Origin of the sequence: Arhodomonas sp. SL1, from assembly GCF_052060015.1 — a bacterium.
Taxonomy (GTDB): domain Bacteria; phylum Pseudomonadota; class Gammaproteobacteria; order Nitrococcales; family Nitrococcaceae; genus Arhodomonas.
In genome coordinates this window covers 57640-75450 of the sequence record NZ_JBPODZ010000005.1, presented here as the reverse complement: position 1 = coordinate 75450, position 17811 = coordinate 57640, and the positions used below count along the sequence as shown (strand labels likewise).

The 17811-nt window shown below is 68.0% G+C and carries 19 protein-coding genes; 11 read left to right on the top strand and 8 right to left on the bottom strand.

Annotation, left to right across the window (positions count from 1 at the left end):
- Window positions 1–218: 218 nt before the first annotated feature.
- The 5 genes from ACQ754_RS08855 to ACQ754_RS08835 all read right to left on the bottom strand — a co-directional run bounded on the left by ACQ754_RS08855 (window position 219) and on the right by ACQ754_RS08835 (window position 4495).
- Window positions 219–1343: a TRAP transporter substrate-binding protein gene (locus ACQ754_RS08855; RefSeq protein WP_440996655.1), complete on the bottom strand. Its 1125-nt coding sequence runs from the start codon at window positions 1341–1343 to the stop codon at window positions 219–221.
- A 52-nt stretch (window positions 1344–1395) separates the two neighbouring features.
- Entirely contained in the window at window positions 1396–2730 is a 1335-nt protein-coding gene (locus ACQ754_RS08850) for a TRAP transporter large permease (RefSeq protein WP_440996654.1), read from the bottom strand.
- Entirely contained in the window at window positions 2727–3299 is a 573-nt protein-coding gene (locus ACQ754_RS08845; protein WP_440996653.1) for a TRAP transporter small permease subunit, read from the bottom strand. The genes ACQ754_RS08850 and ACQ754_RS08845 overlap by 4 nt, the downstream gene beginning before the upstream one ends.
- Window positions 3300–3482: 183 nt before the next feature.
- On the bottom strand, window positions 3483–3824 hold the full coding sequence (locus ACQ754_RS08840) for a DUF2782 domain-containing protein (protein ID WP_440996652.1): 342 nt from the start codon (window positions 3822–3824) through the stop codon (window positions 3483–3485).
- A gap of 2 nt (window positions 3825–3826) precedes the next feature.
- Window positions 3827–4495: a TIGR00730 family Rossman fold protein gene (locus ACQ754_RS08835; protein ID WP_440996845.1), complete on the bottom strand. Its 669-nt coding sequence runs from the start codon at window positions 4493–4495 to the stop codon at window positions 3827–3829.
- A 175-nt stretch (window positions 4496–4670) separates the two neighbouring features.
- Between ACQ754_RS08835 and polA the strand changes: the two genes are divergently transcribed.
- Window positions 4671–7391, top strand: coding sequence for a DNA polymerase I (gene polA, locus ACQ754_RS08830; protein ID WP_440996651.1), 2721 nt, complete (start codon window positions 4671–4673; stop codon window positions 7389–7391).
- A 208-nt stretch (window positions 7392–7599) separates the two neighbouring features.
- Here polA and yihA read toward each other — a convergent pair whose 3' ends face one another.
- Window positions 7600–8211, bottom strand: coding sequence for a ribosome biogenesis GTP-binding protein YihA/YsxC (yihA, locus tag ACQ754_RS08825; protein WP_440996650.1), 612 nt, complete (start codon window positions 8209–8211; stop codon window positions 7600–7602).
- A 156-nt stretch (window positions 8212–8367) separates the two neighbouring features.
- On the opposite strand from yihA, the gene ACQ754_RS08820 reads away from it, so the two are divergent.
- The 10 genes from ACQ754_RS08820 (at window position 8368) to ccmI (ending at window position 16461) form a co-directional block, all read left to right on the top strand.
- The gene (locus ACQ754_RS08820) at window positions 8368–8994 is read left to right on the top strand and encodes a c-type cytochrome (protein ID WP_440996844.1); all 627 of its coding nucleotides are present in this window, start codon (window positions 8368–8370) and stop codon (window positions 8992–8994) included.
- Window positions 8995–9159: 165 nt separating this feature from the next.
- A complete protein-coding gene (locus tag ACQ754_RS08815) occupies window positions 9160–9780 on the top strand; it encodes a thiol:disulfide interchange protein DsbA/DsbL (RefSeq protein ID WP_440996649.1) in 621 nt (206 codons plus the stop codon).
- 74 nt (window positions 9781–9854) lie between these two features.
- Window positions 9855–10595 carry an endonuclease/exonuclease/phosphatase family protein gene (locus tag ACQ754_RS08810; protein ID WP_440996648.1) on the top strand — a complete coding sequence of 247 codons (741 nt, stop codon included), beginning with the start codon at window positions 9855–9857 and terminating at the stop codon, window positions 10593–10595.
- 325 nt (window positions 10596–10920) lie between these two features.
- A complete protein-coding gene (gene ccmC, locus ACQ754_RS08805) occupies window positions 10921–11664 on the top strand; it encodes a heme ABC transporter permease CcmC (RefSeq protein ID WP_440996647.1) in 744 nt (247 codons plus the stop codon).
- On the top strand, window positions 11661–11810 hold the full coding sequence (gene ccmD / locus ACQ754_RS08800) for a heme exporter protein CcmD (RefSeq protein ID WP_440996646.1): 150 nt from the start codon (window positions 11661–11663) through the stop codon (window positions 11808–11810). The genes ccmC and ccmD overlap by 4 nt, the downstream gene beginning before the upstream one ends.
- Window positions 11807–12259 carry a cytochrome c maturation protein CcmE gene (gene ccmE, locus ACQ754_RS08795; protein ID WP_440996645.1) on the top strand — a complete coding sequence of 151 codons (453 nt, stop codon included), beginning with the start codon at window positions 11807–11809 and terminating at the stop codon, window positions 12257–12259. Before ccmD ends, ccmE begins: the two co-directional genes overlap by 4 nt.
- The gene (locus ACQ754_RS08790; protein WP_440996644.1) at window positions 12256–14229 is read left to right on the top strand and encodes a heme lyase CcmF/NrfE family subunit; all 1974 of its coding nucleotides are present in this window, start codon (window positions 12256–12258) and stop codon (window positions 14227–14229) included. Before ccmE ends, ACQ754_RS08790 begins: the two co-directional genes overlap by 4 nt.
- Window positions 14226–14765 carry a DsbE family thiol:disulfide interchange protein gene (locus ACQ754_RS08785; protein WP_440996643.1) on the top strand — a complete coding sequence of 180 codons (540 nt, stop codon included), beginning with the start codon at window positions 14226–14228 and terminating at the stop codon, window positions 14763–14765. The genes ACQ754_RS08790 and ACQ754_RS08785 overlap by 4 nt, the downstream gene beginning before the upstream one ends.
- A complete protein-coding gene (locus ACQ754_RS08780) occupies window positions 14762–15241 on the top strand; it encodes a cytochrome c-type biogenesis protein (RefSeq protein WP_440996642.1) in 480 nt (159 codons plus the stop codon). Before ACQ754_RS08785 ends, ACQ754_RS08780 begins: the two co-directional genes overlap by 4 nt.
- On the top strand, window positions 15238–16461 hold the full coding sequence (gene ccmI / locus ACQ754_RS08775; RefSeq protein ID WP_440996641.1) for a c-type cytochrome biogenesis protein CcmI: 1224 nt from the start codon (window positions 15238–15240) through the stop codon (window positions 16459–16461). Before ACQ754_RS08780 ends, ccmI begins: the two co-directional genes overlap by 4 nt.
- A gap of 5 nt (window positions 16462–16466) precedes the next feature.
- On the opposite strand, the gene ccmB is transcribed toward ccmI, so the two are convergent.
- The gene (gene ccmB, locus ACQ754_RS08770) at window positions 16467–17150 is read right to left on the bottom strand and encodes a heme exporter protein CcmB (RefSeq protein ID WP_440996640.1); all 684 of its coding nucleotides are present in this window, start codon (window positions 17148–17150) and stop codon (window positions 16467–16469) included.
- Complete coding sequence (ccmA, locus tag ACQ754_RS08765) at window positions 17143–17760, bottom strand: cytochrome c biogenesis heme-transporting ATPase CcmA (RefSeq protein ID WP_440996639.1); 618 nt, start codon at window positions 17758–17760, stop codon at window positions 17143–17145. Before ccmA ends, ccmB begins: the two co-directional genes overlap by 8 nt.
- Window positions 17761–17811: the final 51 nt, after the last annotated feature.

Below are 17811 nucleotides of genomic sequence, written 5' to 3'. Positions count from 1 at the left end.
GTCCTGGCAGCAATCGTCATGCCATCGGCAACGCGCTACGGTCGCTGGCCGGTGCGATGCTTTCCGCCAATTGAAGAACACGCGGGCCGCTTTGTCGACAACTGAGGCAGAAAATTGACCACAGAAATCGTAGAAACGGTAGACAGGAAGCGTTGCCAGGGGATGATAGACGAGCCCCCGACCCGGCCAGGGTGGGGGCTCGGTCGGCTAGGCGGGGCTCAGCCCTCGTTGCGGGAGGCGCCCACCTTTTCGGTATCCACGCGGGGAAGGGCGAAGTCCGCGTAGGCGAGCTCGTTGGTGCCGTGCCAGGCGTACTGGCTGTCGCGGAACTTCTTCCAGTGCCGGTAGACCTTCTCCCAGGTCTTGTTCTCGGCAGCCATGTCCTCGTACATCTCGAAGGCCGTCGTCTGGGCGGCCGACATGATGTCGTCGCTGAACCGGCGCAGGGTCACGCCCCGCTCCAGGAGCTTGTCCACGGCGATGGGGTTGAGGTAGTCGTAATGTGCGATCATGCGCACGTTGGAGTCCGCGGCGGCGATCCGGATGGCCTCCTTGTACTGATCGGGGAGCTTGTCGTAGGCGTCCTTGTTCACGTAGATCGAGAACATGGCGCTCGGCTCCCACCAGGACGGGTAGTAGTAGTTCTTCGCTACCTGCCAGAAGCCCAGGCGCTCGTCGTCGTAGGGGCCGACGAATTCCGTGGCGTCGATGACGCCGCGCTCCAGCGCGGGATAGATCTCGGCGGCGGCCAGGGTCTGCACGTTCACGCCGAGCTCGGACATGATCTCGCCGCCGAAGCCCGGGATGCGCATCTTCAGGCCCTTGAGGTCATCGAGCCCCTCGACGGGCTCGCGGAACCAACCGCCCATCTGGGTGGTGGTGTTGCCGCCGGGGAAGGCCAGCACGTTGAAGTTCGAGAACACCTCCTGGTTGAGGAGCTCGTTGCCGCCGCCGTAGTACATCCAGGCGTTCTGCATGCGCGTGGTCATGCCGAAGGGGATGGCGGTGTCGATGGCGATGGTCGGTTCCTTGCCCACGTAGTAGTAGGAGGCCGTGTGGCCCATCTCCGCGGTGCCGGCCTGGCAGGCATCCAGCACCTCGAGTCCGCCCACCAACTCGCCGGCGGGATAGACGCGGACGTCGAAGCGCCCGTCGGTGAGGATGGACAGGCGCTCGGCGAAGTCCTCGGCACCGCCGTACAGGGTCTCCAGGCTGGTGGGCCAGCTGGTGACCATTCGCCAGCGTAGCCGCGGGCCCTGGGCGTGGACGTACGGTGCACCGACGGCGGCGGCACCGGCCACCGCGCCCACACCAGCGGACTTGACGAAATCACGACGTTTCATGGCTGCTCTCCTCATCAGGGTTGTGTAGTCTCGATTGTGCCAACATGGGTCCTTAGTAGCCGCTAGTGGGTACCAGCCAGGTAACCAGCGGTGGATACACGATCACCAGGGTCAGGGCGAAGATCTGTATCAGGATGAACGGGATCACGCCCTTGTAGATCTCCGTGGTCTGCACGGTCGCCGGTGTCACGCCGCGCAGGTAGAACAGCGAGAAGCCGAACGGCGGTGTCAAGAACGAGGTCTGCAGGTTCATGGCGATGATTACGCCGAACCAGACCAGATCGATGTCGAGCATCGCCGCGGCTGGCACCAGCAGCGGGAGGACGATGAAGGCGATCTCGAAGAAGTCGATGAAAAAGCCCAGCCCGAAGACCACCAGGTTGGCGATGATCAGGAAGCCGATCTCGCCACCGGGCAGGTTGGTGAGCATGTCCTCGATCCAGAGATCGCCGTAGAAACCGCGGAAGATCAGGCTAAAGGCCCGCGAGCCCACCAGGATGAAGAGCACCATGGCAGTAAGCTTGGTGGTGGCCTCGAGGGTGCCCGTGAGTGCCCGTAGCGTCAGCCGCCGGTTCACCGCCGCCAGTATCATCGCCCCCACGGCACCGAAGGCGCCTGCCTCGGTGGGGGTGGCGATGCCGGCGAAGATGGTGCCGAGCACCACCACGATGAGCACCAACGGGGGGATCATCACCAAGACCACGCGGCCGAGGAGCGCCGGGATGTTCGAGGGCCGTTCCTCCGGGGGCAGGGCTGGTGCCGCCGAGGGCCGGAACAGGGCCACACCGCCGGCATAGAGCGCGTACATGCTGGCCAGGGCGATGCCCGGGAGCAACGAGCCGCGGAACATGTCGCCGACGGAAACCCCGATCTGATCGGCGAGCACGATGAGCACCACGCTCGGCGGTATGACCTGGCCCAGGGTGCCGGAGGCGGCGATCACCCCCGTGGTCAGGCTTCGGGAATAGCCATAGCGGAGCATCACCGGCAGCGAGATCAACCCCATGGCCACCACCGTGGCGCCGACCACGCCAGTAGCCGCGGCGAGGAGCGTGCCGACGACGATCACCGACAGCGCGAGCCCGCCACGCACGGGGCCAAATACCTGGCCCATGGTCTTTAGTAGATCCTCGGCGAGCCCGGAGCGCTCCAGCATGGTCCCCATGAAGATGAAGTAGGGGACCGCCAGCAGGGTATAGTTCTCCATGATGGAGTACACCCCCTGGGGGAGGGCGGACAGGAGGTTGGGGCCGAAGGCGTCGATGCCGAAGCCGATGGGGATGAAGGCGATGGCGGCGCCGGCGAGGGCGAAGGCCACCGGGTAGCCCGAGAAGATGAATACCAGTGCCGCGAGGAACATCAGCCCCGCGTAGTGCTCCATCATCATGGCGTGTCCACCTTCCCGAAGCCCTCCCCGCCGCCATCGGCGTCCGGCCGCCGGTCACCGGTGAGTACGGCCGCCGACTTGATCGCCTGGGAGACCCCCTGGAGCAGGAGCAGGGCAAAGGCCACCGGCACCACGGTCTTAATGGGATAGCGGGGCAGCCCGCCGGGATTGCCCGAGGTCTCGAGGGTCTGCCAAGAGAAGGCCGCCCATTGCACCGAGAGCCACAGCACGATGAAGCAGAACGGCACCAGGAAAAGTATCGAGCCGGCCAGGTCCACCCAGGCCTGGCCGCGCGGGGACAGCCGCCCGTAGAGCACATCCACGCGGACGTGGCCGTCGGTGCGGAGGGTGTAGGCGGCGCCTAGCAGGAAGATAATGCCGAACAGGTACCACTGCGCCTCCAAGTACGCATTGGAGGAGAGATTCTGCCCGATGAACGATCCAAGATAACGTACGGTGGCGTTGTAGACGCCGAACAGGATCATGAGCAGGGCCAGCCAATAGACCGCCTTGCCGATCCACATGTTCAGGCGGTCGATCCCCCCGGCCAATCTCAGAAGAAACCGCATTAAGGCTCCCTGTGGGCGGGCGTTCCGGTTGGGAAGGCCCCGCCTCTTGTAATTGTCCCTGACCTGATCGCCCCGGCGCGGATCGCGCGCCGGTTGCCCCGGTGGCTGCCGTGGTCGGACCACGGATTTCCGCGGCAAACGCTAGCGATCGGCCCCCACAGCGTCAAGTCGCAGCGCAGCAGCCTACCAGCGGAACAGCTCCCACTGATGGATGTCCGGCGCGTCGAGGTTGGTGGGATGGCGGTTGTCCAGCTGGCCGTCGCCGTCGGAGTCGTACAGGTAGTACGCCGGTGCACCGCGCGGATCGATGCGCACCGCGTACACCTGCCCATTGATACTGTACTCGCGGATCTCCGCCCAGGGTCGGGAGATGATCTCCACCGCCGGCTCAATGGGCTCGCCCCGGGTGAGCTCTTCAGGGGGCGGTGGCGGCACCTCGGGCGGTTCGCCCTCGCCGTCCTGGGCCGTTGCGGGGGCGGTGGCGAGCAGCAGGGTCAGCACAAGCGCGGCAGCGGTTCTCGGCATGGTCACAGGTCCAGCAGTATGTCGGCCTCGGCGCGCGAGGGCTCGAAGCCGCGGTTCTCGTAGTGATCGAAGATGGCGTCCACCACGGCCTGGGGCTCATCGATGATGCGGAACAGGGAGAGGTCCTCGGCGTCGATGGTGCCTTCCGTAACCAGGGTGCCTTCCAGCCAGTCCACGAAGCCCTGCCAGTAGTCCGCGCAGACCAGGATGATCGGGATGCGCCGCGTCTTGCCCGTCTGCACCAGGGTCAGGATCTCGGCGAGCTCATCCAGCGTTCCGAAGCCGCCGGGCAGGACCACGTAGGCCGAGGCGTACTTGACGAACATCACCTTCCGGGAAAAGAAATGCCGGAAATTCAGCGATATATCCTGGTATGGATTGCCCGCCTGTTCATGGGGGAGCTGGATATTCAGCCCGATGCTCGGCGATTTGCCGGCGAAGGCCCCCTTGTTCGCCGCCTCCATGATGCCCGGGCCGCCGCCACTGACCACCGAAAACCCCGCATCGGAGAGGGCATGGGCGATCTCCTCGGCGAGGCGGTAGCGTGGGTGATCCGGCGGCGTGCGCGCGGAGCCGAACATGCTCACCGAGGGCTTGATCCGGGCGAGGCGCTCGAAGCCCTCCACGAACTCCGCCATGATCTGGAAGATCTTCCAGGACTCCCGGGTCATGACCGTGTCATTGACCGGCGTGCGCTCGCGATGATCGAAGATGTCCCGGCGCTTATGCGTCAACTTCCTCCCTCCCGGCGCTGTTGGGGGCCATGGCCTCACGGCCTCACTGTAACCCCGGGGGCGCTCTTGTACCATATGGCCATGCCGCCGAGGCCCTGCGACGGAAACACCCATGAGCGAGCCCGATGCCCTGATCCTGGTCGATGGATCGTCCTACCTCTATCGTGCCTTCCATGCCCTGCCGCCGCTGTCCACGGCGGACGGCCGGCCCACCGGCGCCATCTACGGCGTGGTGAACATGCTGCGCAAGCTCCTCGAGAAATACGAGCCGAGCCACATCGGCGTGGTATTCGATGCCCCCGGCCGGACCTTCCGTGATGAGCTGTTCGCCGAGTACAAAGCCAATCGGCCGCCCATGCCGGAGGAGCTGCGCGAGCAGCGGGCGCCGCTGGTGGAGATCGTCGAGGCCCTGGGGCTGCCGGTCATAGAGATCGAGGGGGTGGAGGCCGACGACGTCATCGGCACCCTGGCCCGGCGGGTGAGCCGCGAGGGCGGGCGGCTGCTGGTCTCCACCGGCGACAAGGACATGGCGCAGTTGGTCAACGACTCCGTGACCCTGCTCAACACCATGTCCGGCACGGTACTGGACCCGCAGGGGGTGCGGGAGAAGTTCGGCGTCGAGCCGGGCCAGATCATCGACTACCTGGCCCTGGTGGGCGATACCTCCGACAACATCCCCGGCGTGCCCGGTGTCGGGCCGAAGACCGCGGTGGCATTGCTGCGCCATTTCGGTGATCTGGACGCGCTCTACGCGCGCCTCGACGAGGTCGCCGAGGTGGCGGTACGCGGGGCGAAATCCCTCGGTGCCAAGCTGGAGGCCCATCGTGAGCAGGCCTTCCTCTCCCGGGATCTGGCCACCATCCGCTGCGACCTGGACCTGGCCCCGGAGCCCGCCGAGATCCGCCGGGAGACGCCCCGGCGCGAGCACCTCGCCGAGCTCTACCGGCGCTATGAGTTCTCGAAGTGGCTGCAGGAATTGGACGAGGGCGGGGACGACCCGGCGCCGGCGGCGGCCGAGGACAGCGCGGACTACGAATGCGTGCTCGACGAGGCGGCCCTGGAGCGCTGGGTGGGGCGGGTGGAGTCGGCGGAATGCTTCGCCGTGGACCTGGAGACGGACAGCCTCGCCTACATGGATGCGGCCATCGTCGGTGTCTGCCTCGCTGACAACGTCGGTGCGGCCTGTTATATCCCCGTCGCCCATGTCGGCGAGGACGTGCCGGCACAGCTCGACCGCGAACGGGTACTCGAGCGGCTGCGCCCTGTGCTGGAGGCGCCGGAGCGCGCCAAGGTGGGTCAGAACCTCAAGTACGACATGACGGTGCTCGCCCGCCACGGCATCACCCTGCGCGGGGTGGCCTTCGACACCATGCTGGAGTCCTACTGCCTGGATGCGACCGCCACTCGCCACGACATGGATTCCTTGGCCATGCGCTACCTCGGTCACCGCACCATCACCTTCGAGGAGGTGGCCGGCAAGGGCGCGAAGCAGGTCACCTTCGACCAGGTGGCGTTGGAACGCGCCTGCGCCTACGCCGCCGAGGACGCCGACGTCACCCTGCGCCTGCACGAGGTGCTGTGGCCGCGGCTCGAGGCGCTGGCGGGTCCGGCGCGGGTATTCCGCGAGATCGAGATGCCGCTGGTACCGGTGCTCTCGCGGATGGAGCGCACCGGCGTGCGCATCGACGAGGCGCTGCTCGCCGAGCAGAGCGAGGAGCTCGCCGCGGAGATGGATCGCCTCGAGGGGCAGGCCCACGAGGCTGCCGGAGGGCCTTTCAACCTCTCCTCGCCCAAGCAGATCCAGGAAATCCTCTTCGAGCGCCAGGGCCTGCCGGTGCTGCAGAAAACGCCCAAGGGCCAGCCCTCCACTGCGGAGTCCGTGCTCGAGGAGCTCGCTGCCCGCGGCCACGAGCTCCCGCGGCTGATCCTCGCCCACCGCGGGTTGGCCAAGTTGAAGTCCACCTACACCGACAAGCTCCCGCGGCTGATCCATCCGGGCACGGGCCGGGTGCACACCTCCTTCCACCAGGCGGTGGCGGCCACCGGGCGGCTGTCCTCCTCGGATCCGAACCTGCAGAACATCCCCGTGCGCACCCCCGAGGGGCGACGTATCCGCCGGGCGTTCATCCCACGGGAGGGCTGTCGGCTGATGGCCGCGGACTATTCCCAGGTGGAGCTGCGGATCATGGCCCATCTCTCCGGTGATGCCGGTCTTCGTGATGCCTTCTCCCGGGGCGAGGACATCCACCGGGCCACCGCCGCGGAGGTGTTCGGGGCCTCGCTGGGGGCGGTCAGCGACGAGCAGCGCCGCGCCGCCAAGGCCATCAACTTCGGCCTGATCTACGGCATGTCCGCCTATGGGCTCGCGCGCCAGCTCGGCATCGAGCGTGGCGAGGCCCAGGCCTACGTGGATCGCTACTTCGAGCGCTACCCGGGGGTGCGGGCATTCATGGACGCCACCCGGGAGCAGGCCCGCGAGCAGGGCTACGTGGAGACGGTCTACGGCCGGCGGCTGTACCTGCCGGAGATCCGCAGCCGTAACGGCCAGCGTCGCCAGTATGCCGAGCGCACCGCCATCAACGCGCCCATGCAGGGTAGTGCCGCGGATATCATCAAGCGGGCCATGGTGGCGGTGGACGGCTGGCTCGCCGCCGAGCACCCGGACTGCTACATGGTCATGCAGGTGCACGACGAGCTGGTTTTCGAGGTCCCCGCCGCCAAGGTCGACGAGCTCGCCGACCGGGTGAGCGCGTTCATGCGCGAGGCGGCCGAGCTCGACGTACCCCTGGAGGTGGATGTCGGTGTCGGCGGGAACTGGGAGGCGGCGCACTAGGGATCCGATGAACGGTGGCCATCAGCTCCGGAACGCGCTGGAACCACCGCGCAGCTGTGCTGTCATTATAGGTGCGCCAGTGCCCGGCGCGACTCACGTAGCGCCCGCTTGGGCGGCGTGAGGCCAACGGCCCGGTCCTGCCCCCAAGTCCGGGTCGCTTGCCCCGAGTCGCCATCCCCCATGGGACTCGGGGCATTTTTATAGGCGTCTATCCGGCGTGCCCTGCCACCTCCAGCCATTCATCGAGCTTGCGGTGAATCTCGTCAATGCCGGTGCCATGGCTGGCGGAGAACAGCTGCGCGGTGGTAGCCGGGTATTCCGCGTCGAGGCGGGCGCGCAGCCGCTGCAGCGCGTTCAGCGCGGGGCCGCGCTTGAGCTTGTCCGCCTTGGTCAGCAGGACATGGACCGATAGCCCGGCGTGTGTGCACCACTCCAGCATCTGGGCGTCCTGCTCGGTGAGTGGCCGGCGCACGTCCATAATGATCACCAGCCCCCGAAGGCTCTCGCGTTCGGCGAGATAGCGCGGCAGGGCCTGGCGCCAGTGGGCGCGGATCCGCTCAGGGACCTTGGCATAGCCGTAGCCCGGTAGGTCGATGAGGCGGCGCTCCTCGTCGAGGGGAAAGACATTGATGGCCTGGGTCCGCCCCGGGGTCTTGCTGATGCGCGCGAGGGATTTCTGGCCGGTCAGTGCATTGATGGCGCTGGATTTCCCCGCGTTGGATCGCCCCGCGAACGCCACCTCCGCGCCTGTGTCCGGGGGTAGGTGGGTGATATCCGGGGCGCTTAGCAGGAATCGGGCCTTGTGATAGAGCGGGTTCACGGGCGCTCGTCCGGCGGATCGGGAGGCTGTAATTGTGACAGCGCAATGCACCGAGCGCCAACCGTGTCAAATTGACCCCCCAAGGGGCGGCTGGTATAAATTGCCCTGCCTTGCACACCGACGAGCCCAGCCGGTACAGGAGAACACCGCATCATGATGACACGCCGGTTGCTAGCCGTGTTGGCCGCCTTGCCGTTCATGGTGGCCGGCATCGCCCAGGCGGAGGGGGATCCGCAGGCGGGCGAGAGCAAGTCCCAGCCCTGTGTGGCCTGTCACGGAGCGGACGGCAACAGCGGCAACCCCGAGTGGCCGAACCTCGCCGGGCAGCATGAGGAGTATCTCTACGAGCAGCTCCGGCACTTCAAGGACGGCACCCGCGAGAACGCCCTGATGGCGGGGCAGGTGGCGAACCTCTCGGACCAGGACATGCAGGACCTCGCAGCCTACTATGCCGGCGGGCAGATGGAGGTGGGCGAGACCAGTGAGGAAGCCGTCGAGCTCGGCGAGCAGCTCTGGCGCGGGGGCATCCCCGAGCGGGACGTCCCCTCGTGCGCTGGCTGCCACGGCCCGGCGGGCGATGGCATGAAGGGGGCCGGTTACCCCAAGATCAGCGGGCAGAAGGCGACCTACCTGGCCATGCAACTGCGTGCCTATCGCGACGGCGAGCGCAGCGGCTATCAGAACGCGCAGATCATGAACGGTATCGCCGCCGAGCTTACGGACGAGGAGATCGAGGCCGTGGCCTCGTTCGCCTACGGCCTGTATCTCGAGGGCGTCGAGTAGCTCGCGGGACCGGCACGCTATCGCTGAAAGGGGCGGTCCTGCACCGCCCTTTTTTCATTGACGCCCATGTAGTGCTGGCACAGGATCCATCGGGATGCCGGGAACCGCGGCCAACGTGGCGTGGTCTTCCGTAATCCATCGACCAACAACAGACAGGGGTCATTGATGATGCGTTGGTTCGTGCTTTTGCTGGCACTGGCGATTCCTGCCGCGGCGCTGGCGGCCCCCGAGGCGGGCCGGGAATACCGAGTGCTCTCCGAGCCGCAGCCGGTGGATGCTGGTGATGCCGTGCAGGTCCGCGAGTTCTTCTCCTACGGTTGCCCCCATTGCCATGACTTCCATCCGCTGCTCGCCGACTGGCAGGAGGAGATGGGCCAGGCGGTGTCCGTCGAGCATGTCCCCGTGACCTTCGGCCGCGATTCCTGGCGGCTGTTGGCGGAGGCGTATTACGTGGCGGAGGCCTTGGATGTGCTCGGCGAGGCCCACGGCGCGCTGTTTCGGGCCGTCCACGAGGAGGGGCGGCGTTTCAGTGACCGCGCCGCCATCGCCGCCTTCCTCGCCGATCACGGCGCCGACGAGCAGGCCGCCCTGGACGCCTTCGACTCCTTCGCGGTCACCATGAAGATGCGTCGTGCCGAACGCCTGGCGCGGGACTACGGCATTCAGGGCACGCCCACCCTGGCGGTGGCGGGGCGCTACGTCATCGACGTCCGCGAGGCCGGCGGCCAGCACGGGATGCTGGACGTGGCCGGTTACCTGGTGGAGCAGGAGCAGGAAGCGGATTGAACGGCCCCGATGTAGCCGCCGCACCGCCCCCCCGCCGGCAGGGTGAGCCTCGGGCGGGCGGGGTGTTGCGGCTGATGAGCTACAACATCCAGACGGGGATCGAAACCCGCTACTATCACCATTACCTCACCCGGGGCTGGCGCCATGTCCTGCCCCACGGCTCCCGGGCGGACAACCTGGAGCGGATCGGCGGGATCATCCGCGGCTTCGACATCGTCGGCCTTCAGGAGATCGACGCCGGTAGCCTGCGCAGCGGGTTCGTCAACCAGACGGCCTACCTGGCGGAGTGTGCCGATTTCCCCTACTGGCATTTCCAGACCAATCGGCGCATCGGCCAGATCGCCCGGCACAGCAACGGCGTGCTTTCCCGCTATCGGCCCTTGGAGGTACGCGAGCACAAGCTCCCCGGGATGATCCCCGGCCGTGGCGCCCTGGTACTGCGCTTCGGCGGCCCGGCGGAGAGCCTCGACGTGATCCTGGTGCACCTGGCGCTGGGCCGGCGCACCCGCCTGCGCCAGCTCGCCTACATCGCGGAGCTGGTCAACCGTAACCGCCACACGGTGATCATGGGCGACCTCAATTGCCTCTCCGACAGCCGCGAGCTGCGGCTGCTGCGGGACCACACCGACCTGCGGGAACCATTGCACGACCTGCTGACGTATCCGAGTTGGCGGCCCCGTCGGAACATCGACCACATCCTGGTTTCCTCGACCCTGCGGGTGCGCGCCGCCGAGGTGCTCGATTATCCGCTGTCAGATCATCTCCCGATTACCATGGAGGTGAGCCTGCCGGACGATGTCGTACTGGTGGGATAGCCGGCCGCGGCGTGCGGACAAAAAAAAGCCGACCTGTAAAGGCCGGCCAAGAGGAGGAGAGTCGGTGGTAACGGCCTGCGCCGTTACGATGGTATGAATGATAACGGTCCGACCCCGAACTGAAAACGGGAAATCAGGCACAGGTATTGTGCCGGGAAGTTGAAAGTCACCCGGGCCTGGTGGTGACTACGGTTGGGAACCCCGTGGGGCGCCGTGCAGTCACTTACCCAGGAGGCCTCCGGCACCTTGGCCGCCGATCGACAGCAGGATGCGTGCAATGCACAATTGGCGGTTGACAATCGCCGGCTCCCGAAAAGATTTACCCATGTGGACATGGTTTCATCGGCTGGGCTCGCCGCCCCATTTCTACGGCATAGCGGGCCGATGGGCACGCTGGCTCGGCGCGCTCAGCGCATTGCTCTTCGCCTGGGGGCTCTACCAGGGGCTGGTGCTCGCTCCGCCGGACTACCAGCAGGGTGAGAGCTATCGGATCATCTTCATTCACGTGCCGGCCGCATGGATGTCCATGATGGTCTACGTGGTCATGGCCGTGTCTGCAGCTATCGGCCTGGTCTGGCGGATGAAGGTTGCCGAGGTCATGGCCCGGGCGGCCGCCCCGCTAGGTGCCTGGTTTACCTTCCTCGCGTTGGTCACCGGCTCGCTGTGGGGCAAGCCCATGTGGGGGACCTGGTGGGTGTGGGATGCGCGGCTGACCTCCGAGCTCATCCTGCTGTTCCTGTACCTGGGTTTTATCGCGTTGAACGCGGCCATCGAGGAGCCGCGCCAGGCGGCCCGGGCCTCGGCGATCCTGGCGCTGGTGGGGGTGGTCAACATTCCCATCATCCATTTCTCCGTGGAGTGGTGGAACACCCTCCACCAAGGGCCCACCGTGACACGTTTCGACGCGCCGGCGATCGAGCTGTCCATGCTCGTCCCGCTGCTGGTGATGGCGTTCGCATTTATGACGTATTTCGCGGCCGTCTGGCTGCTGCGGGCACGCTGTGAGCTCCTGGAGCGGGAGCGCCGCAGCCGCTGGGTGGAGCAGGTGATCGCCGAGGAGGGGGGATGAGGGAGTTTCTGGAGATGGGCGGCTATGCCGCCTATGTGTGGCCGTCGTACCTGCTGACGGCGGCGGTGTTGGTCGCCAACTGGTGGATCCCGCTGCAGCGACGACGGTCCATCGTGCGGCGGCTGGCGAGGAGGAAACGGCAATGACCCCGGCACGAAAGAAACGTCTGTCCCTGGTGGGGCTGTTGCTGGCGGGCGTCGGTGTGGCCGCGGCCCTGATGCTCTCGGCGTTCAGCGAGAACATGCTCTATTTCTATCCGCCGAGCGAGGTGGCCGCCGGTGAGGCGCCGGTGGATTACCCCTTCCGCATGGGGGGGATGGTCGCCGATGACAGCGTCGCCCACGGCGACGGCGTGGAGGTGCGCTTCGAGGTGACCGATGGCGCGGTGGCCATACCGGTACGTTATGAAGGCGTGCTGCCGGATCTCTTCCGGGAGGGTCAGGGCGTAGTCGTGCGCGGGCGGCTCGACGGCAACGGCGCATTCACCGCCGATGAGGTCCTCGCCAAGCACGACGAGAACTACATGCCGCCGGAAGTGGCGGACGCGATGGCCGCGGCGAAGGCGGCCCAGTCGGTGGAGGGGGGTGGCGGATGATCCCGGAGCTCGGTCAGTTCGCCCTTGCGCTGGCGCTGGCGCTGGCGCTCGCGCAGACGGTGGTGCCCCTCGCCGGTGCCGCGCGCGGCCGCGTGGCCTGGATGGCGGCGGCCCGGCCCATGGCGGCGGGGCAGTTCGTGTTCCTGCTGCTCGCCTTCGCGGCACTGAGTTGGGCGTTCTACGCCAACGATTTCTCCGTGGAGTACGTGGCCAACAACTCGAATAGTGCCCTGCCCTGGTACTACCGCCTCTCCGCGGTGTGGGGCTCCCATGAGGGCTCGCTGTTGTTGTGGGCGGCGACCCTGGGCGGCTGGACGGTGGCGGTGGCGGCGTTCAGCCGCGAGCTGCCCCTGGCCTTCACCGCCCGCGTGCTCGGCGTGCTCGGCGCGGTGAGCTTCGGTTTCCTGCTCTTCACCATCGCCACCTCCAATCCCTTCACGCGGATGCTGCCGCCGGCCGCAGACGGCCGTGACCTCAACCCCCTGCTCCAGGATCCGGGCCTGATCTTCCACCCGCCGCTGCTGTACATGGGCTATGTGGGTTTCGCGGTTGCCTTCGCCTTCGCCATCGCCGCCCTCCTCGGGGGTCGGCTTGATGCGGCCTGGGCGCGTTGGGCGCGGCCCTGGACCACCACCGCGTGGATCTTCCTGACCCTCGGCATCACGCTGGGCAGCTGGTGGGCCTACTACGAGCTCGGTTGGGGCGGCTGGTGGTTCTGGGATCCGGTGGAGAACGCCTCGTTCATGCCCTGGCTGGTGGGCACGGCACTGATCCACTCCCTGGCCGTGACCGAGAAGCGCGGGGCCTTCCGGAGCTGGACGGTGCTGCTGGCGATCTTCGCCTTCTCGCTATCGCTGCTCGGGACCTTCCTGGTGCGCTCCGGGGTGCTTAACTCGGTACACGCCTTCGCCACTGACCCCCAGCGTGGACTGTTCATCCTGGCCTTGCTGATCGTTGTGGTGGGGGCCTCGCTGGGGATCTACGCCTGGCGGGCGCCCCGGCTCGCGGGGGGCGGGCGCTTCGACCTGCTCTCCCGGGAGACCCTGCTGCTGCTCAACAATGCGGTGCTGACGGTGGCGGCGGCCACGGTCCTGGCGGGCACGCTGTACCCCCTCGCCACCGACGCCCTGGGGCTCGGCAAGATCTCCGTGGGTCCGCCGTATTTTAACGCCGTGTTCATCCCGTTGATGCTGCCGTTGTTCGCCCTCCTTGGCGTGGGCGTGCTCATCCGCTGGAAGCGCCACGCCGCCGGCCCGTTGCTGCGTACCCTGTGCTGGGGCGCGCTGGCCGCTGTGGTGGCGGGCATCGGTGCCGCCTGGTGGCTCGCCGGGCTGCATCCCTTCGGTGTGCTGGGGATCGCCCTGGCCATCTGGATCCTCTGGACCTCGGCGCAGGCCGTCTTCGAGCGGGTGCGCGGCCGCCGCGAGCCGCTGCGGGCCCTGCGCGCCATCCCCCGCGGGTTCTGGGGCATGACCATGGCCCATGTCGGGGTGGCGGTGTTCGTGATTGGCGGCACCGGTGTCGGCAATTTCGACTGGCAGGGTGATCTCAGACTGGCCCCGGGCGAGTCCTACGAGGCCGCCGGCTATGTCTGGCAGCTCAATGGCGTACGCCAAGTGCAGGGGCCCAACTACACCGCGCAGGAGGGCGAGGTGACCATCCGCCGCGACGGCGAGACGGTGGCTACCCTGTATCCGCAGAAGCGCCGCTATCTCGTCCAGCGCAATGTCATGACCGAGGCGGGGATCGACGCGGGCTTCACCCGCGACCTGTTCGTTGCCCTCGGTGAGGCCAGGCCCGACGGCAGCTGGACCCTTCGCGTCCAGTACAAGCCGCTACTGCGCTGGATCTGGGGCGGGGCCCTGATTATGGCCATTGGTGGCCTGCTCGGGGCCACGGATCCGCGCTATCGCCGGCTGCTCGCCCGGGAGCGCGCGGCGGCCGTCTCCGGCGGTGAGGCACCGGCATGAAGCGCTTCCTGATCCCCGTGGCGGTGTTTGCAGCCCTGGCGGCGGTGCTGGCGATGGCGCTACAGCGGGTGGATACCCGCGGCGAGGTGCCTTCACCACTGGTAGGTAAGCCCGCGCCGGAGTTGGGCGGTCCCCGGCTGTTCGAGCCGGAGGGCCGGCTGCGTCTCGCCGACGTGCGTGGCGAGGTGGCCCTGGTCAATGTCTGGGCGAGCTGGTGCGCCGCCTGCCGCGATGAACACGCGTATATCTCCGCGCTGTCAGATCGGGGTATCCCGGTCTACGGGATCAACTACAAGGACGAGCGTGCCGACGCCCTGGGCTGGCTGGAGCGCTTCGGCAACCCCTATACCGCGAGTGTCCACGATCTCTCCGGTGATATCGGCATGGAGTGGGGGGTCTACGGGGTGCCCGAAACGTTCATCCTCGATGCCGACGGCCGCATCGACTACAAGCATATCGGCGCCATCAGCCAGCAGGATCTCAACGAGGAGATCCTGCCCCGCATCCGCCGACTGCGCGACGGAGGCGAGGCATGAGATGGCTGTTGTTGGCCGCAGCGCTGGCCTGGGCGACGGTGGCCGGGGCCGCGGGCACGGTATATGAGTTCGAGAGCGAGGAGCAGCGGGCGCAGTACACGCAGCTGATCAATCACCTGCGCTGCCTGGTGTGCCAGGGCCAGAGTATCGCCGAGTCCAATGCGGACCTCGCCAAGGACATGCGCGCCAAGGTCCAAGAGCTGGTCCGCGAGGGTCGTGGCGAGGAGGGGGTGATCGAGTACATGACGGCCCGCTACGGGGATTTCGTCCTCTACCGCCCGCCGGTGGACCAGCGTACCTGGCTGCTGTGGTTCGGGCCGTTCGCGCTCATCGCCGTGGCCGTGTTCGCCCTACTGTTCGCCATCCGTCGTGTACGCGGCCGACGGCCGGAGCCGGCGCTCTCGGCAGAGGAGCACCGCCGTGCCGAGCGGCTGCTCCGTGAAGACGGCCATCGCGATACCGGAGACCGGGCATGACCCAGGTGATCTACACCCTTGCCATCCTGGCAGCGATGGCACTGGCCCTTGCCTTTGTGTTGCCGCCGCTGCTGCGCCGCCGCCGCGCCGAGGCCCTGGACGAGCGCCAGGCGATCCTGGCCGCGCATCGCGCGCGTTTCGTGGAGCTGGACGCCGACCGGGAGTCGGGCAACATCACCGAGGCGGAGTACCGCGAGGCCCGTGAGGAGTTGGAGCGTCAGATCCTGGAGGGCGCCTCCGCGCCCGGGGAGAAGACCCATACGGCGGGCGGCGGACGGTGGATGGCCTGGCTCGCCGGGGCGCTGGTGCCGGCGGTGGCGTTGGGGGTCTATCTGGTCTGGGGCCATCCCGAGGCGGTGCTGGCGCCGGTGGAACCGGTGCCGGATCTGGCCGAGGCGGGGGATACCGAGGCCGAGCGCCGGGCCTTTATCGAGGAGAACCTGCCGGCCCTGGAGCGCCGCGCCGAGGAGAACCCGACGGATGCCGAGGCGGCCCGGATGCTGGCCCGGGCCTACCTAGTGATGGAACGGCCCTCGGACGCGGCACGGGTGCTGGGACGAACCATCGACGCGGGCGGCGCGGAGCCGACCCTGCTGGTGGACCGGGCGCGGGCACTGGCCATGGCCGGTGAACGGGGCTTCACCGGTGAGCCCCGCCGGCTGCTGGAGCAGGCCCTAGAGATCGCCCCCGGCTATCCGGACGCCCTCTGGTTCGCCGGGCTCGCCGCCGCCCAGGCCGGGGATACGGCGCGGGCTCGGGCCCTCTGGCAACGGCTGCTCACCGAGCTCCCGGAGGGCAGCGAGTCGGCACAACGCCTCGAGGGTGCCATCGCCCGCCTCGGGGGCGGCAGCGGCGACAGCCAGCAGGGGCAGCCCGCGGCGGGCACCGCCCGGGTGCAAGTGGACGTGCGTGTGGGTGACGGGCTCGCGGAGGGGCTTTCCCCGGAGACGACGGTATTCGTCTTCGCCCGGGATCCGGAAGGTCCCCCGGCCCCGGTGACCGTGCAGCGGCTTACCTTGAGCCAGCTCCCCGCCCGCGTCGAGCTCTCCGGTGGCATGGCTGGCCGCACGCTGGCCGACGTGGATTCGGTCCAACTGGTGGCGCGGGTCTCGCGCTCCGGCGGGGCGCAGGCGGAGAGCGGCGACCTGCAGGGCGAGACCGGACCGGTGCCAGTGGGCGGCGATGAGCCCGCCGAGCTGGTCATCGACCGCCGGCTCTGAGCTGGTCAGTCCAGGCTGATCCGCAACCCGGCGGCCGCCGCCAACGGGGCGAGGGTCAGCGCCAGTGCCGCCATGGCCCCAAGGAGCTGGAGCTGTCCGCTTACCGGCAGGCCACTGGCGGCGGCGTCGGCGGAGCTGGCACCGAAGATCAGCACCGGCACGTACAGCGGCAGCACCAACAAGGCCAGCAATAGCCCCCCGCGCCGGACCCCGACGGTGAGTGACAACCCGATGGCGCCCAGCGCCCCCAGCACCGGTGTCCCCAGGGCGAGGCCGGCCATGAGCTGGGGCAGTGCCGCCCAGGGATACTGCATGAACAGCGCCAGCAGCGGCGAGAACACCACCAGCGGAAGCCCGGTGATCAGCCAGTGGGCAACGAGCTTGGCGAGCACCAGCCAGGCGAGTGGCTGCGGCGCCAGCGCCAGCTGTTCCAGGGATCCGTCCTCGAAGTCGCTGCGGAACAGGGGCTCCATGGAGATCAGCGAGGCCAGCAACGCGGCGACCCAGATTACGCCGGGGGCGATCTGACGGAGCGTCTCGGGGGCGGCGCTGACGGCGAGGGGAAACAGTGTGGCGATCATCACGAAGAAGATCACCGGGTTGACGATCTCCCCGGGCGCGCGCAGCGCCAGTGCAAGATCCCGGCGGAGTATCGCGGTAAAGGCCGCGGCCAGCGGTGCCTCACCCATGGTCCAGCTCCAGGTGCCGTAGCGCCACCCCTTCGAGGAGCACCGGCTGATGGGAGGTCATCACGGTGACACCACCGCCGGCGGCATGCTCCGCGAGTCGTGCCTCCAGGGCCTCGATGGCACGGCGGTCCAGAGCGGTGTAGGGCTCGTCCAGGATCCAGGCGGCGGCGCGTTCGCTGAGCAGCCGTGCGAGCAGGACCCGCCGCCGCTGGCCGGCGGAAAGGTGCCGGCAGGGGACATCCCGGTGCTCACCCAGCCCCATCCGCGCCAGCGCTGCGTCGATGCCCATCGTGGCCTCGCCGTGCAGGGCGGAGAACACCCGGAGGTTTTCCCGGGGGCTGAGCTCGAGCTTGATGCCGGGCTGGTGACCGACCCAGATCAGCGCGGCGCGGAACTCGCCGCCATCACCGCGGATGTCCGTGCCCTTCCAGCGTACGACGCCTTCCTCGGGCAGGCTCAGGCCGGCGAGGGTGCGCAACAGGGTGGTCTTGCCGCTGCCGTTGGGCCCCGCGACCAGCAGGACCTCGCCGGGTTCCACAGCGAGGTCCAGGCCGTCGATGAGGATCCGCTCCCCCCGGGAGATCAGCAGCTCGCTGGCTTGAAGCACCATCCACGCCCGTGCCGAGACAACGGCGGGCAGGGTACCACCCCGTCGCCGCCA